At 63.1% G+C, this 15,859-nt stretch carries 15 protein-coding genes; 9 read left to right on the plus strand and 6 right to left on the minus strand.

All coding sequences use genetic code 11. The annotated features are described in order from the left end of the window. The first annotated feature begins 34 nt into the window (after window positions 1-34). Window positions 35-1,027, plus strand: a complete 993-nt coding sequence (locus tag ACWICV_RS07605; protein WP_454090538.1) for an LLM class flavin-dependent oxidoreductase — start codon at window positions 35-37, stop codon at window positions 1,025-1,027. Here ACWICV_RS07605 and ACWICV_RS07610 read toward each other — a convergent pair. Together ACWICV_RS07610 and ACWICV_RS07615 are read right to left on the minus strand one after the other, a co-directional pair. Further along, a complete protein-coding gene (locus tag ACWICV_RS07610) occupies window positions 1,014-1,496 on the minus strand; it encodes a hypothetical protein (protein WP_454090537.1) in 483 nt (160 codons plus the stop codon). The two genes, ACWICV_RS07605 and ACWICV_RS07610, sit on opposite strands and share 14 nt — an antisense overlap. 21 nt (window positions 1,497-1,517) lie before the next feature. After that, complete coding sequence (locus tag ACWICV_RS07615; RefSeq protein WP_454090963.1) at window positions 1,518-2,756, minus strand: MFS transporter; 1,239 nt, start codon at window positions 2,754-2,756, stop codon at window positions 1,518-1,520. A 243-nt stretch (window positions 2,757-2,999) separates the two neighbouring features. On the opposite strand from ACWICV_RS07615, the gene ACWICV_RS07620 reads away from it, so the two are divergent. From ACWICV_RS07620 to ACWICV_RS07635, 4 genes are all read left to right on the plus strand, one after another. After that, window positions 3,000-3,476, plus strand: coding sequence for an Lrp/AsnC family transcriptional regulator (locus tag ACWICV_RS07620; protein ID WP_133834920.1), 477 nt, complete (start codon window positions 3,000-3,002; stop codon window positions 3,474-3,476). Between the two features lie 135 nt (window positions 3,477-3,611). Further along, complete coding sequence (locus tag ACWICV_RS07625) at window positions 3,612-3,875, plus strand: hypothetical protein (RefSeq protein WP_402473496.1); 264 nt, start codon at window positions 3,612-3,614, stop codon at window positions 3,873-3,875. A 46-nt stretch (window positions 3,876-3,921) separates the two neighbouring features. Next, a complete protein-coding gene (locus ACWICV_RS07630; protein ID WP_105658862.1) occupies window positions 3,922-4,827 on the plus strand; it encodes a LysR family transcriptional regulator in 906 nt (301 codons plus the stop codon). A gap of 59 nt (window positions 4,828-4,886) precedes the next feature. Beyond that, window positions 4,887-5,951 carry an enoyl-CoA hydratase/isomerase family protein gene (locus ACWICV_RS07635; RefSeq protein WP_454090536.1) on the plus strand — a complete coding sequence of 355 codons (1,065 nt, stop codon included), beginning with the start codon at window positions 4,887-4,889 and terminating at the stop codon, window positions 5,949-5,951. On the opposite strand, the gene ACWICV_RS07640 is transcribed toward ACWICV_RS07635, so the two are convergent. Genes ACWICV_RS07640 through ACWICV_RS07650 form a run of 3 tightly spaced genes read right to left on the minus strand, consistent with a single transcriptional unit; the run spans window position 5,948 to window position 11,274 of the window. Beyond that, complete coding sequence (locus ACWICV_RS07640) at window positions 5,948-7,714, minus strand: FMN-binding glutamate synthase family protein (protein WP_454090535.1); 1,767 nt, start codon at window positions 7,712-7,714, stop codon at window positions 5,948-5,950. The two genes, ACWICV_RS07635 and ACWICV_RS07640, sit on opposite strands and share 4 nt — an antisense overlap. Window positions 7,715-7,774: 60 nt before the next feature. Continuing rightward, on the minus strand, window positions 7,775-9,535 hold the full coding sequence (locus ACWICV_RS07645; RefSeq protein ID WP_402473499.1) for an amino acid ABC transporter ATP-binding/permease protein: 1,761 nt from the start codon (window positions 9,533-9,535) through the stop codon (window positions 7,775-7,777). Further along, window positions 9,535-11,274, minus strand: a complete 1,740-nt coding sequence (locus ACWICV_RS07650) for an ABC transporter ATP-binding protein/permease (protein WP_454090534.1) — start codon at window positions 11,272-11,274, stop codon at window positions 9,535-9,537. The genes ACWICV_RS07645 and ACWICV_RS07650 overlap by 1 nt, the downstream gene beginning before the upstream one ends. 118 nt (window positions 11,275-11,392) lie before the next feature. On the opposite strand from ACWICV_RS07650, the gene ACWICV_RS07655 reads away from it, so the two are divergent. Both ACWICV_RS07655 and ACWICV_RS07660 read left to right on the plus strand, forming a co-directional pair. Beyond that, on the plus strand, window positions 11,393-12,379 hold the full coding sequence (locus ACWICV_RS07655) for an acyl-CoA thioesterase (RefSeq protein WP_454090533.1): 987 nt from the start codon (window positions 11,393-11,395) through the stop codon (window positions 12,377-12,379). Further along, window positions 12,376-13,002 carry a phosphoribosylanthranilate isomerase gene (locus tag ACWICV_RS07660; protein ID WP_402473502.1) on the plus strand — a complete coding sequence of 209 codons (627 nt, stop codon included), beginning with the start codon at window positions 12,376-12,378 and terminating at the stop codon, window positions 13,000-13,002. Before ACWICV_RS07655 ends, ACWICV_RS07660 begins: the two co-directional genes overlap by 4 nt. A 56-nt stretch (window positions 13,003-13,058) precedes the next feature. Here ACWICV_RS07660 and ACWICV_RS07665 read toward each other — a convergent pair whose 3' ends face one another. After that, on the minus strand, window positions 13,059-13,610 hold the full coding sequence (locus tag ACWICV_RS07665) for an acyl-CoA thioesterase (protein ID WP_105658869.1): 552 nt from the start codon (window positions 13,608-13,610) through the stop codon (window positions 13,059-13,061). A 200-nt stretch (window positions 13,611-13,810) separates the two neighbouring features. Here ACWICV_RS07665 and ACWICV_RS07670 point away from each other — a divergent pair, with 200 nt between their 5' ends. Beyond that, window positions 13,811-15,130, plus strand: coding sequence for a sensor histidine kinase (locus ACWICV_RS07670; RefSeq protein WP_454090532.1), 1,320 nt, complete (start codon window positions 13,811-13,813; stop codon window positions 15,128-15,130). Beyond that, entirely contained in the window at window positions 15,127-15,792 is a 666-nt protein-coding gene (locus ACWICV_RS07675) for a response regulator (RefSeq protein ID WP_454090531.1), read from the plus strand. The genes ACWICV_RS07670 and ACWICV_RS07675 overlap by 4 nt, the downstream gene beginning before the upstream one ends. The last annotated feature ends 67 nt before the right edge of the window (window positions 15,793-15,859 follow it).

Genomic DNA, 15,859 nt, shown 5'->3' on the forward strand with positions numbered 1-15,859 from the left:
GAATACTTCCCGTACGCCACCGGTTGTACCCAGTGTGAAGCTATCTATTCTGGATCTTGCTCCGGTTGAACCCGGGACAACTATTTCCGACTCTTTCAAGTCCTCCGTCCGCTTGGCGCAAACTGCAGAACGCCATGGGTATGAACGCGTCTGGTACGCGGAACACCACAATATGCCCACCATTGCTTCCAGCGCGACCTCGTTGCTGATCAGCCACATAGCCCACCACACCGAGAAGATTCGCCTCGGCTCAGGCGGCATCATGCTGCCGAACCACTCCCCCCTGGTGATCGCCGAGCAGTTCGGCACGCTGGCCGAAATCTACGGCGACCGCATCGATTTGGGCTTGGGCCGTGCACCGGGAACCGACATGACCACCCTGCGTGCCTTGCGCCGCGACCCGTCGGCCGCCGATTCCTTCCCGCACGATGTGCTGGAGCTGCAGGCCTATCTCGCCGGCGAATCCAGGGTTCCTACCGTTCAGGCGACCCCGGGAGCAGGAACCAACGTTCCGCTGTACATCCTGGGTTCCTCGCTCTTCGGTGCCAAGCTCGCCGCCCAGCTGGGACTGCCGTATTCCTTCGCCTCGCATTTCGCACCGGCTGCGCTGCATGAAGCGATCCGCATCTACCGCGAGGAGTTCACCCCCTCAGAGCAACTGGCTGAACCGTATGTCATTGCCGGCGTAGGCGTGCTGGCTGCGGAAACGGCTGAACGAGCGCATGAACTGCTGGACGTTGCCAAGCGCCATCGCGTGGCAAGCTTCATCGGCCGTTCCGCGAAGAAGGAATTCACCGAAGCGGAGATCGATATACTCATGGATACTCCGCAGGCGCAGCAGATCCTGGACATGATGCGCTACACCGCGGTTGGCACCGGAGAACAGGTTGCCGAATACCTGCGCCACTTCGCTTCGGCAGCTCAGGCAGATGAACTGATCACCATCCATTACCCCACCGAGGAGCACGCTCGACTCGAATCGGTGATGATTACCGCCGAGGCCTGCCAGCTGGCTAGCGACCGGTAATTCTGATCCAGCGCTTGGCTGCCATCAGCAGCAGCGCAACCAGAGCGAGGGTCAAGCAGAATTCCACGCCAATATAGGCGTAATGCCATAGCGATCCGCCATCGGAGACTCCTGCAAGCACCGCATCGGTACGCGCAGACAGACCCGGGCGGATCGCTGCGGTTTTAATCAGCAGCAATAGGCCGACCAGCCCTACGCCCCAGCCCCAGGCCTTGCCGGCAGCGCGCTTGGCCGACCCGGCCACCAGGGCAATGAAGAAGATGACCTCGACCATGTTCATTGCGAAGAAGACGCGGCGTCCAATGCCCAGTCCCAGGGGAATGGTGATTCCGGGTGCGGTGAATTTCAGTGGTGCCTCGATGAATGAAATGCCGATGATCAGGCCGAGCCACAGTGCAGGAATGTAGATGCGTGCAGCCACGGCCCACTGTGCGCCGCGGCTAGCAGGCTCTGGAAGTGGACTAGTCATGCCTCCACAGTACGCCCGGTTCTAGCGTGCTTTGCGCAGTCCTGCCAGTGCCCAGACGGCTAGCGCTGCCGCCACCACGGCGCAGCCGATGGAGAAGACCAGGATGCTTTGCTGCTGCCCGAAGACCCCGACGGCCCAGCCCAGCGCGATTACTGGAACAGCACTGCCCAGGTAGGTCACCAGGTATATGGTGGACACGGTTTGGGCATGCTGCTTGTCGTTGACCGCGTCCACCGCTTGAGCGAAGGCAGTGCGGAAGGCCATGCCCTGGCCCAGGCCCACGAAAACCAATGCCGCGATGGCCCATGGCAGCTGGCGATGCTCGGCAGCCACGGCCAGCACTACGGTGGAGGCCGCCATCAATCCCAGACCGATAGGCAGCAAGGCCTTGCCGCCGCGCACGACCAGCTGCGACAGGGCGGATATGCCCAATGGCAGGCCGGCAATCAGGCCAATGACCAGCACCGAATCCAGGCCAAAGGCCTGGGCGAAGTAGCCGGGTGCCAAGGACAGCACGAAGCCGAAGATGGCGAAGCTCAAGAAGCCAACGAGGGCAGCGAGCCAGAACGGTGCCCGGGCCGAGCTGGGGACGCCCAAGCGGCGTGGGGCCAGGGCCTTGCTTCGCTGTCCGCGCTCAGCCAGCGCAATGGCCGGACGGGCCTGCAGGGTGCTCAATGGGACCAGGACCAGCAGCAGCAAGAACGCCTGCACCATGAACACGGTAGTGCGCCCGCCAGGCAGATGAGCCAGCAGTCCGCCCAAGACCGGTCCGAAGGCGACACCGCCCGATGAGGCCAAGAGGGTGAAGCGCGAAGCCCACTCAGGCCGCGCAGGAAGAAGTTCACGCAGGGCCGCGGCGCTAGCACCGGTAGCCAGCGCGACACCGGCGCCCTGCAAACCACGGCCAAGGCACAGTTCCAGCAGGTTGCCGGCCGATCCGAAGACCAGGGTTCCAGCGAAAGAAACAACGACCGCGATCACCAGCGCCGCACGGCGTCCGATATGATCCGACCAATGCCCCACGGTGGATAGGAAGAGCATCAGCGAACAGACGTAGCTGGCAAAGGCCACGGTGGTTCCCATGGCGCCAAGGTGCAATTCGGATTGGAGTGCCGGATACAGCGGGGTGGCCAGGTTGGCTCCGACCAGCAGCAGGAAGCTGACGGACACGGTGATCACCAGTCGAGCGGTCAGCCCGGGGTTCCAGGAGAGTACGCGATGGTTCATAGGCTGCATGCGCAGCTCGCTGATAACCGACAAATTCACTCCCGGGATCAAAGTAGTCCAGACCAGCTGGGCACGAAGAATGCCCAGAAAGAGTTTTTACCGGTGGGGCCACTCGCTGCCCCACCGGTTAGTTGAGCGTTCTGCTTGCGTTTGTCTACTACAACAGAGCGTTCACTCACTAATATCCGCCTGCTGAAAGCAACGAGAGAGATTTCTTGCTAGCATTTGAGCAGATTGTTCAAAATTTTGTCCCCGCAGATAACCCGGAGTGAGCATATAGTGCGATTAGACGATGTAGACCTGAAAGTGCTGCTCGCACTGATCAAGGATCCCCGCATCCAAATCTCTGAACTCGCAGATGAGGTCGGTGTTGCGCGCAACACAGCTCAGTCGCGATTGCGCCGTTTGCAGCGCGCCGAAATCCTCCGCGACGGCGGCCGCGACATCGATCTGAGCAAGCTCGGCTACGACGTCCTGGCCTTCGTGACGTTGGAAGTGAACCACCGCGATCTGGATACCGTGGTCACTGCGCTGCGCCAGATCCCCAGCGTGCTGGAAATCCACGAGACCTCCGGACGTGGCGATCTCTGGGTGCGGCTCATCGCCACCGACACCCACCAGCTGCAATCAGCACTGCGCCAGATCCTGCGCGTCAAGGGTGTCACCCGTTCGGAAACAACCTTCGCGCTCCATACGCACCTGGCCTACCGTGCCGCTCCCCTGCTGGAGCACTATGCCGAACATGACCACTGAGAAGTCATTCACTGTCAGCTGCAGAAAACAAGTCTTTCGTTTCCCGAAGCAGCGTCCTACTCTGGTGATACGAGAAGTCACGAGGTAAATCCCCGGCTTCCGGCGGATCCCTCGTATTCGACGAAGGAGTACGCAATGACGAAGGATTTCGACACCACAGAATTTGCGCCGGAGTTCGGCAACGACATCTACGAACCGGATGACGGACGCGATTCCCAGGCTTATGAGGGCTCAAGCGACATGCCGGAAACCATGCGCAACCTCGACCCGCTGGCACAGCGCAATTACCTCTACGACGATGACCTGGAAACCGAAGACCAGCTCGACAACGAATTCGCCGCAGACGATGACGACGACGAGGAAAGCACAGAGCTTGATGACCTTGAGGACGAACTCTAGGCCGTGGGCTAAGCAAATCTTTGGCTAAAGGCCATAGACTTTAGAAGTGATTAATCCAGTTCATCTGCGCACATTGCTCGAAGTGGTGGCGCATCGTTCCTTTGCCACGGCCGCAACCCGCTTGGGCTACACGGCCAGCGCTGTCTCCCAGCAGATGACAGCGTTGGAGCGAAGCACCGGTACCACGCTGTTCCTGCGCGGCGCACGCTCCATCACCCCGACACCAGGCGCCCTGCGCATGGTGCGCCACGCCAAACGGGTGCTCACCGACCTCGACGCCCTCATGGCAGACGTCGCCACCATCTCCACCGAAGCTACCGACCTTGAGGAAATCAAGCTTGGCATCTTCCCCTCGCTGGCGACCTACGCGCTGCCGCAGATCCTTAAGGCACCGGATTGGTCCTCCTTGGGCATCAACCTGCGCCTGTGGATCGGCGAACCCCAGCAAACTGTCGCAGGCCTTGGCACCGGCGGCGACCTCGACCTCGCACTGATCTTCCAGGTGGGACCCGGCGGACTGTCGTGGCCAGCGTCCCTGGAGCGCACCTGGTTGGGCGATGACCAGTTCCGGGTAGTGATCCCGGCGTCCTGGCCCATCGCTGAAGACGCCCAGCTGACCGTGGACCAGTTGGCCGAATGGCCATGGATCTTCCACCACCCGGGCACCTCGGATGCCACCTTGATTTCGCGCTTGTTCTCTTCCTACAACATCCACCCGCAGGTGGCTGCCTACTGCGACGACTTCAATGCGTCGCTGAGCCTGGTTTCCTCGGGACTGGGCGCCGCCCTGGTTCCCGATCTGGCCATGGCCAACGCTCCGGAAGGCATCCGCATAGTTGATGCCCCCGAGATTCGCCTGGCCCGCTCCATCTTCGCGTTGAAACCGGAGAATTCCAAGAAGCCGAAGGCCGCGCTGGTATTGGACCGGCTCGCCCAGGTGCTCTCCCGCTGATTCGTTGCGCCGCGGCGCCACTGGTGCCTGCATCCGTCCCAAGAAAGAGGAATGTCCCGGTGGAGAACCAGACACCTGCATCTTCCAGCGATCGCGTAGTCATCGCGGCCGTGCATGGCCCAATCGGCCACATCGAGCTGAACCGTGCCAGCAAGCTCAATGCATTGACCCTGGAAATGCTCACCGAGCTGGGCCGGGTGCTGCGTGCGTGGGCCGTGGACCCGTTGATTTCGCTGGTGCTGCTCACCGGCCGCGGTGAGCGCGCCTTCTGTGCCGGCGGAGATATCGCCGATTTCCATGCAGCAGTCACCACCGGACGCCATCAGGACTTCGTCGATCTGCTCGCGAGAGAATTCGAACTGGATTACCTGATCTCCACCTATCCCAAGCCCCTGATCACCTTGGCCCATGGCATCACCATGGGTGGGGGCATCGGCTTGGCCTCGCACGCACCGGTGCGCCTGGTGACCGCGAACGCCACCATGGGAATGCCCGAAGCGAAGATCGGCTACACCCCGGATGTGGGAGGCAGCCACCTGCTGGCCAGCGCGCCGGGCCACTTCGGCGAGTTCTTTGCGATGAGTGCGCAGTCCTTCACCGGTGCCGATGCCGTACTTCTCGGTTTTGCCGATGCCGTTGTCACCGAGGACTTCGCCCAGAACATCCTCGATGAGCTCGCTGAGTTCGCGGGGCTGAATGCCGGAGAGATCGCGGCTGCTATCGAGGTCATGCACGGTGCGCCCGAGTCCTTCGCCTTGGAACTGGACCGCGGCTGGATCGATCATGCTTTCAGTGCCGCCACCCCGCAGGAAGTCTTGGCACGCTTGGAGCAGATGGTCCATCCTTCGGCGCAGCGTGCCGCGCAGATGCTGGCAGCGAATTCCCCGACCAGCGTGGCCAGCGCGTTCTACAACGTGCGGGCTGCACGTGAGGAGCAGGACCTGCGTTCGGCCTTGGACCGCGAACTGCGCCTGGCTCGCTACCTGATGCACCGTGCCGATCTTGCCGAGGGCATCCGTGCCCAGGTCATCGACAAAGACCGCAACCCCACGTGGATTCCGGCTTCGCTGGAGGAAGTGGACCACGAGGCGTTGCGGTCTCTGGCTGCTGATTCGGAAGGCTAGCTGTCAGCTCCCGGCTTGCCTTCTGGCCGGGTGACATCTGCATGTACCGGGCGCACCTTGGCTGAATCCCTGGGCTCGATGCGCGGTGCGTTCACTGCATCGGCTGGTTCGCGAACCACCGATGGGGTGATATCCACGCTCTTGGGTGCCGCGTAGTCCAGCGGTGCGTGCTCGCCGAAGTGGTCCGCGTCTGCTTCATTCCAGTCTTCCTTCCAGGAACCTGGAATATCCTCGAGCAGCTCGCCGGGACGCAACCACTGGAACAGCGAGGCGTAGGAGCGAGTGGACTGCAGGTTCACCCGGCGGCGCAGCATCCGGGTGTTCAGCTGCTCCGGGCTGGTCAGTCCCATCGATGCCATGATCTGCGCGCATTCGGTGACGGTCAAGCGATGGTAGTTGTAGACGCGGTGGCCCTTGTCCTCCACATCCAGGGCACGCATCAGGCGCTTGTTCTGCGTGGCTACGCCTACGGGGCAGTGGTTGGTGTGGCACTGCTGGGCCTGGATGCAGCCGGTGGCCATCATCATGGAACGCGCCGAGAAGGTGAAATCCGCTCCCTGGATCAGCCGCTTGATGATGTCGGAGCCGTTGGCGACCTTGCCTGCCGCGGCGAGGCGGATTTCGTCGCGCAGTCCGGCACCCACCAAGGTGTTGTGCACCAGCATCAAGCCTTCGGTCAGCGGGGCGCCAACATGGTCCTCGTATTCCAGCGGCGCAGCTCCGGTGCCGCCTTCAGCGCCATCAATGGTGATGAAGTCCACCAGGATGCCGGTTTCCAGCATGCCCTTGCACAGGGCCATGACGTCGGTGCGGGAACCAACGCAGAACTTGATGCCCACTGGCTTGCCACCGGAGAGGTCGCGAAGCTTCGCTACGAAATGCATCAATTCGCGCGGGGTGGAGAATTCTGCGTGGCTGGCCGGTGAAATGCAGTCCACGCCCATCGGGACATCGCGGGCCTCGGAGATTTCCGCGGTGACCTTGGCAGCCGGCAGCACGCCACCGAGCCCGGGCTTGGCGCCCTGGGAGAGCTTGATGGTGATGCCCTTGACTTTTTCATGGTTCGCCTTGGCAGCGAAGGTTTCGGGGTTGAAGCGGCCCTGCTCGGTACGGCAGCCGAAGTAGCCTGAACCGATTTCCCAGAACAAGTCCGCCCCGTATTCCAGATGGTACTTGGTCAGCCCGCCCTCACCGGTTTCATGGACGAATTCGCCCATCGCGGCGCCCTTGTTCATCGCCAGCACCGCTTTGGCAGAAAGCGAGCCGAAGCTCATCGAGGAGATATTCATCAGCGAAATCTCATAGGGCTGCGAGCACTGGCTGGACCCCACCCGTACGCGGTGCTGCGATGCCACCGGGGCTACCGGAGCTGCCGAATGCAGCAGGTATTCGTGGCCGACTTCATTGACATTCAGCTCCGTGCCGAAAGCCTTATGGCTATCGGCGCCCTTGGCCCGCGCGTAGATCAGCGAGCGGGTGTCGCGGTTGAAAGGACGGCCATCGGTATTGCGCTCAATGAAATACTGCTGGATCTCGGGGCGGATGAATTCGAAGAGGTAGCGGGCGTGCCCGACAATCGGGAAATTGCGCAGGATCGCATGCTTCTTTTGCAGCAGGTCCCTGATGCCCAGAAGCACCAGCAAACCGGTGAGCACGACGAGGATCCACCACACCCATTCCCCGGAGGTGCCGGCAAGGATTGCGGTCACCACGAAGCCAGTGAATAGGACAGCCAGGAACAGGAGAACCACTATTCGCATCATGATGCGAGCCTAGTACCTCCCCGCTGCCTTGTCAGTTCCATCCATTGGGCGGGGCGTGGATCAGCTTGGCAAAATCCGGTCCGCTTCGCGCACGGCCATGCGGGAGAACAAGGATTGCCCATCGGCCAATAGCGCTGGCGCCGCACCGCGTTCCAGCACCACTCCTTCATGGAGCACCAGCACGTTCTGCGCCCGGGCCAGGATCGATAGCCGGTGGCTGATCATCAGCACCGCCATCCCTTCACCGCGGCGGCGTTCCACTGCTTCCAGGACCAGCTGTTCGCTGCGTGCATCCAGGGCGCTAGTGGATTCATCGAGGATCAATACCGCGGGGTTGCGCAGCAGCGCCCGGGCCAGGGCCACGCGTTGGCGCTGGCCACCGGAAAGCCGGGCAAAGCGATCCCCCAACCGGGTCTGCAATCCGGCCTTCTGCTGGCGCAGCCAGGGGCCCATGCCCAGCTCGTCGAGGACCTGCTCCATCTCGGCGTCGCTGATCCCTTCCGCACCCAGCAAGAGGTTCTCGCGCAGCGTTCCACGGATCATCACCGCCTCTTGTGAGACCAGGATGATCCGGGTGCGCAGCTGCGCCAAGCTGGCGGCCTCCAGCGGCACATCGCCGAAGCTGGCGGTGCCGGCAGCTTCCACCGAGCGCACCAGGGCTGCCGCGACCGACGATTTGCCGGAGCCGCTTTCGCCCACCAATGCGAGCAGGGAGCCTGGTTCCAGCTCGAAATCCACGCCGCGAACTACCCGATGGCGCTCGAAGGCAACCGACAGATCCGCCACGCGCAAGGTGCCGGAAGCAGGAAGGGGAACCGGGTTGGCGGGTTCGGAAACCGGATGGCTGGTTATCGCCGTGGCGTACAGCCGGCGAGCGCTGGCCAGCGAATCCTGCAGGCCCAGGATGAACCCGTCTACCGCGCGCACCGCTTCATAGGAAGGGACCAGAGCACAGCACAGCACGATCAGCGTGCCGAACTGCCCGGCGGTTCCCAGCAGGACAAAGAGCGCGAGCAGGCTGCCCCAGACCACCAGCTGGGTCAGCGTGGCCCGTACCGCGCTCACGGTTCCGGCCGAGCGCGCCGCTTGCCGGCTTTCGTGCAGGCTTTCGCGCATCCGCGCCATGACGGGTTTGCCGGCATTGAATCCGTGAATCACGTCGATGCCGGCAAGCGCGTCGGCCAGTAGCTGGTTCTGGGTGCCGCGAGCACTGGCGGTGGCCCGCGCGGTACGGCGCAGGGCGCCGACGCCAAGGGCCGGGATGGCCAGCCCGATCAGCACGTAGCCGGCGAGCAGCACGAGGGCCGGTTGCATGCCGAATACCGCCCAGGTTCCCCAGGTTGCCAGGCCGCTGACTGCCACTGCCGCCACCGCCGGGGGCAGGGTGTGGGCGAAGAACACTTCAACCTTGTCGATGTCGCTGGTGGCCTTGGCGAGCATGCCGCCGGAATTCTTGCTGTCCGCGGCGAATGGCGCTTGGCGTTCAAATGCCTGGTACATGCGGTTGCGCAGCCGCGCCAGAGACAGGAAGGCCACCCGGTGCCCTACATACTGCTCCAGGTAGCGCACCGCCCCCTTGGCCAGCCCCAGCAGGATGACCACGGCGATCAGCGGTCCCCAGCCAAGGTCCAGAGGCAGCTGCGCACCGCCCAGGTGCAGGGCTTTGGCCAGGCCGAACCCGGCCACAGCGTAGATCCCCAGCGAAGCCAGGCGAGTGGCGCAGGCCAGCACGCAGGCCAGCAGCAGCGGCGGGAGCAGGTCCTTGGTGCTGCCAATCAGCCAGGCGACGGTTTTGATCGTGGAGATTTTCTGCGTGCGCATTAGTTCCCCTCCCCCCGCTGGCTCCGGCCACTGGCATGCAGCGCATCAGCGCGTTGGCGGAATCCGTCCATGGCTTCCTTGAGATAGCCGTCGGCGGCCAGCAGCTCGTCACGGCGTCCGGCCTGGATGAGCTGCCCGTGGTCCATGACCAGCACGTAGTCGTAGTCGGCCAGCAACCCCAGCCGGTGGGTGACGGTGATGACCGTGGTGCTGCGGTCCAAGGAGCGCAGGGTCCCGAGCACGTCCGCTTCGGTCTTGACGTCCAAGGCGCTGGTGGGCTCATCGAGCAACAGCACGGGACGCTGCGCCAGCAGGGCGCGGGCCAGCGACAGGCGTTGGGCCTGGCCGCCAGAAAGCCGTGCCCCGCCCTCGCCCAGGCGTTGGGCCAATCCCCCGGGTTGCGCCTCGAACCACGCTCCCATGCCGACCTGGCGCAGCGCCAGGAGCAGTTCGCCGTCGGCAGCCTGGGGCGCACCGAGCAGGAGGTTCTCGCGCAGGCTCATGCCGAAGAGCGTGGCGTGCTGTTCCACTACGGCGGTATTGGCCTTCAAGGTTGCCGGGCCCATGGCTTGCCGGGCATCGCGGATGGTGCCGGAGGAAGCTTCGAGCTGGCCCTGGAGCACGCGCAGCAGCGTCGTCTTGCCGCTGCCCGAGGGGCCGATGATGGCAGTACGCGAACCGGCCGGGAAATGCCAGGAAATTTTGTCCAGCGCGTGGTGCCCGCTGTCGTAGCTGGCGCTGACTTCTTCCAGGATCAGATCGCGGTGGCGCAGGTCCACGTGCAGCGGATTGGCCATGGAACGGTGCATGGGGATGTCGGCGACTTCGGCCAGTTTCTTCTCGGCAGCCTTGCCGGTCATCCCGATGTAGAAGAAGCTGCCGACGTAGTTGACCGGGGCGAGCATCAGGAAGCTCAGGATCACCAGCGACAGGGCAGAACCCGGGGTGATGGCCCCGGAGCTGGCGCGCCACCAGGCCAGCAGGGCGGCACTGGCGAGCAGCAGCACGGCGAAGCTGGAATCGATGACCAGCAAGATCAACTGGTTGCGGGCCAGCAGCTTCATCACTTGCTGGCGTACGCGTTCGGTGGCCTGCTCGATGCGCGATCCCATCCACCGGCTGCCGCCGTTGAGCCTGAGCATGCCCAGCGAGCGCAGTGCGTCCAGGAAGGTCGCCGAAAGGATGCCCTGGGCTCGGCGGTACTCGCCGTTCGAGGAGCCGAAGCGCCGCTGGAAGCCCAGGACGATGACCGGGACCAGCGCGGTGGGAACCAGCAGCACCAGTGCGCTGAGCGGATCGATGGCAAAGGCGATGAAGCACAGGATCAATACCGGGGTGGCTACCGCGGAGATGGCCGGGCCGATGAAGCTGGAACGGTATTTCACGGACCGCTCCACCGAGTCCATCGCCGCATGCAGCAGCTCCCCATCGCCGGTGGCGCGCACCGCCAGCGGGCCGATGGACAGATAATGCTTGAGCAGCTTCATGCGGTGGTACTCGGTCAGGTCGAGGCTGTTGCGCGAGATCACCACCGGGATCAAGAAGGTGGCAACCGCCATGATCAGCAGTTCGCCGAAGGCGCTGGCATACCATTGGGTGCCCAGCGGGCGATGGGCCATGAGTTCATCCAGGCCTTGGCCCACGACGATCACCAAGCCGGCGGTTCCGGCCGCGGCACTGAGGCTCAGTGCCACCACGATGGCTGTTGCAGCCGAAAATATTCCAAAGACCCTACGCACCCTCCTATCCTAGGGCAGAGCCCACCGGCAGTTCCGCGCCGTGGGGCTTGCCGGCAAGGCTGGGCCGTGAAGCGTCATACATTGCCTGTGATGCGCGTTGTGCGCGAAACTGGAGTGCATGAGCACCCCGGAGCTGAAACAACGTCCGCATTCTGTCACCTTGCGATTCCTCGCGGCACCAACCGACGTCGATGTTACCGGGATTGTTCCTGCGGGCACCGTTCTGGAGTGGGTCGACAAGGCCGCCTACGCCGCGGCGGTGGGATGGTCCTCCAGCTATTGCGTCACCGCCTATGTAGGCAATATCCACTTCGAAGACCCGATCCACTCCGGAGATCTGGTGGAAGTGACCGCTTCGGTGGTGTACACCGGAACCAGCTCCATGCACATCCATACCGAGGTGTCCTTCAGCGATCCGCGCGAATTGCGTCCGGTGAATTCCAGCAGCTGCCTGGTGATCTTCGTAGCCGTCGGCGAGAATGGCAAGCCAACCCCGGTTCCGGCATTCACCCCGGGGACGGCCAGGGAAATCGCCATGCGCGAGAATGCGCTGGCGCGCATTGAGATCCGCGAGCAGATCGTCGCGTCCATGAATGAACAGGTATACACCGATGAAGGAACCGCCGAACGCGTGACGCTGCGCTTTTTGGCGGCGCCCACCGATGTGAACTGGGGCGGCAAGGTCCACGGCGGCATCGTGATGAAGTGGATTGACGATGCCGCTGAGCTGTGCGCGGCCCGCTACTGCCAGCAAGAAACCGTTGCGGTGTTCTCCGGCGGCGTGCGTTTCTACCGTCCGCTGCTGATCGGCCACCTGGTGGAGGTCGAGGCCCGCCTGGTCTACACCGGAAACAAGGGGATGCACATTGCGGTGCATGTGCGCTCTGGCGATCCGAAGATCCGGGAAATGCAGCTGACGACCTACTGCCTGACCGTGATGGTGACCCGCGATGAAACCGGCACCGCTGTTCCGGTCAAGCCCTGGGTGCCCGTCACCGGGGAGGACAAGCGGCTGTGGAATCACGCCCGCGACTTGCTGGCCATCCGCGCCAACGCGCCTGGCGGTTACACCCCAATCCATATGGCCAAGGAGAACGCCAAGTGAATGCAGCAAAGCCCTTCGTCAAAGTGTGCGGTTTGTCCACGGCCCAGGACGTGCAAACCGCTGCGGCCCATGGTGCTGACGCCATCGGGTTCGTGCTCACGCCCAGTGCCCGGGAAATTTCCGCGCAGCGCGCCGCCGCATTGGTGGAGGCGGTTCCCGCAGGCATTGCCACCGTGGCGGTATTCCGCGGCGAAGAGATCCAGACGGTGCTTCAGCGTGCTGCGGACGCCGGCGTGAGTTGGGTGCAGCTGCACGGGCAGCGCACGGCAACGGATGTCAGCACCGCCCATGAGGCCGGGTTCAAGGTCATCCGCGCGGTGCGGCGCGATGACCCGGAAGAGCAGTTTGCCGATTGGGGCGAAGATCTGCTGCTCATTGACGCCTCGGTCCCCGGCAGCGGCGAAAGCTGGGATTATGCGGCAGTGAAGGATCTGGCCGCTGGGCGGCGCTGGCTGGTGGCCGGCGGACTGTCCCCGCAGAATGTTGCTGATGTCCTAGCTGCGTCCAGCGCTTTCGGCGCCGATGTCTCCTCGGGCGTCGAATCATCGCGCGGAGTCAAGGATCCCGAGCTGATCGCCATGTTCATTGATGCGGCCAAGGCTTCGCCGAACCCCGCACGCTGAGTCCCCCGGCACGGCATGGCGGCCCGGTCCAGCAGGAATTGCGCGAGTGAATTGATTCAGCGGATCCAATTGTGCGGGGCCGGCTTGCGGGTGCTGGGCAGCGCTCCGTCCTGGCGCCACTGGTGCAGCCACTCGGGCAGCACCATATCTGCTGGCAGTTCCAAGCCGACCGCAGCCAGGATTTCCTCGTTGGAAACCGCACCCTTTTTCGAGGTCATCCGGGTGGCGACATAGGCGCGAGCGTAGATTTCGCCCTTCACGACGATGCGCTGCTCGAAGAAGATGCACTTGTCGTCCATGCCGATCAGCCGGGTTTCCTGGGAGAACTTGGTTCCCAGGCGCACCGACTTGCGGAAGGTGATGGTCTCGGTCTGCACGACCGGAACCCATTTATTCCTGGACATGATGTCCCAGACACCGGAACGGAACATCAAGTCGAAGCGTCCGAGATCGAAGATCGAGAAGTACATGCCGTTGTTGATGTGGCCGGCAAAGTCGATATCGGTCAGCGTGGCACGCATGCCCACTGAGCTGGTGTCGAACATGGACAGCTTGGAAGCCTTCTTGCTGTTCAGGTAAACCATGAGGATTCGGAAAATCATGTGCATACCATCACATTACTGCCTAGTAACCTTTCTGCCTAGCGCATTTCCTCCCGGGTCAACGCCAGGGGTAAGCCTCCAGGCTCATGCCCGGAAAACCGCAGACCGGTAAAGTCGTTTCCAATGCCTGGCCAACGAGATGATCAAGGAACACCATGTACCGACTCCCCGAGCTAGTACACCGGAGGCTCCCAACGCTGCCTCCGATGGATTGGGAACGTCCGTCTCCGGATAAGAAGAGCTTGCGCCGCGACATTATCGTCGCTTCGGGCTTCCTCCTGCTGGCGCTGGCCATGCACGAACTCCTGCTCTCCCTGACCGAGCAAGAGAACGCGCCCGATCCCCTTCTCGCCTATCTCGTGCTTGTGTCCCTGATCGTGCCGCTGATGTTCCGCCGGCGCTGGCCCATCACCATGATGCTCATCGGTTCGGCTGCCTTCGTGGGCGCCGGAAGCGAAAATACCTACCAAGTCGGCATGGAGCTCTGCGCGCAGCTGGCCTATTTCATCGGCATCTACACCGCGGTCACGTGGTCGAAGAACCGCCGGGGACTGTGGATAGCGATGAGCGTGGTGCTGCTGTTCATGGCCACCTGGGTGATCGTCACCTTCTTCACCTCCGACTTGCTCACGGCCACCGGAACTTCCATGGTCGAGGATCCAGCAGGCGTGCTGCCGACGTCAACGGCCTTCATCTTCTACAACCTGCTGACGAACCTGCTGTACTTCGGCGGCGCGATCTTCCTGGGCATGGTCAGCTGGACCAATGCCTACGCCAGCCAAATAGTTGAAACCCAGGCCCAGCGCATTGCCGACCAGTCCCAGCAGCTGGCAGACCGTGCGGTCAACGAGGAACGGCTGCGCATCGCCCGCGAGCTGCACGATGTCATTGCCCACCACATTGCCTCGGTGGGAATCCAGGCTTCGGCCGCCCGCATGGTGCATGAGCGCGATCCCCAGCAGTCCATCGAACTGATGCGCGGCATCGAGTCCTCGGCACGCAGTGCAGTCAGCGAAACGCGGGCACTGCTGGGCGTATTGCGCGAACATCGCGGACCGGAGGATTCGCCGAACAGCGCTGAGGGGGCACGGAACCCCGAACCCTCCATGGCGCAGCTCGATGAGCTGATCGCAGCCAATGAACGCCAGGGACTGAGCATCCAGATCTCCCGCGATGAACACCAGCCCGGCTTCATTTCCGCTCTGCCGGCAGGCCTGTCGCTCGCGCTCTACCGCATCAGCGGCGAAGCCTTGGCCAATGTCCGTGCGCATTCCACGGCCCGCACAGCTACCTTGTCGCTGCGTTCGGGAACCGATGCCGATGGCGCATGGATAGAAGTCGAGGTCACCGACAGCGGCCGTCCCCGGCCGGATTCCGCCGGTGGCGGCTACGGCCTGCGTGGCATTCGCGAACGCGCCAAGCTGCATCACGGGCTAGTGGAAATCGGCCCGCGCATTCCGCACGGCTGGCGTACCCGGGCCCGGTTGCGCGTGGTTTCCGACGCGGCAACTAGACTGGCAACATGAGCAAAATTACCGTGGTGATCTGCGATGACCAGTCGCTGATCCTCTCGTCGCTGAAACTGATCTTGCAAACCGATCCGCAGATCCAGGTCATCGGCACGGCAGGCAACGGCCAAGCGGGCCTGGAAATGGTTCGCGAGCTGAACCCCACGGTGGCCCTGATGGATATCCAAATGCCGCAGATGGACGGCATCGAAGCCACGAAGCTGATCGCCAGCACCACCCAGACCAAAGTCATTGTGCTGACCACCTTCAACCGCGACGACTACCTCTTCGAGGCCATGGATGCCGGGGCCAGCGGGTTCCTGCTGAAGAATGCAGAGCCTGAAATGCTGGTGGCCGCCGTGCACCAGGTGGCCGCCGGCCACGGGCTGCTCTCCCCCGAAGTCACGCTCAAGCTCATCCAGCGTGGCACCGGCGCGGTCCCTGCCGCGGATTCGGCAGCGGCAACTACCGAGGCCCAGCAGCTGGAAAAACTCACCGAACGCGAACGCCAGGTACTCTGCGAACTGGCCCAGGGCAAGAACAACCGGGAAATCGCCGCAGTGCTCTCCTTGTCGGAAGCCACGGTGAAAACCCACCTGTCGAACCTGTTGGCGAAGCTGCACCTGCGCGACCGGGTGCAGGGCGTGCTATTCGCCCACCGCGCCGGACTCATCCAATAGTTTCATTCTCCAGACGGAGCGCAAATGCTGCTTAGTTTCCTAAGCTGATGAGTAGAAACAATACTTG

The organism is Glutamicibacter sp. NPDC055354 (genome assembly GCF_053644955.1).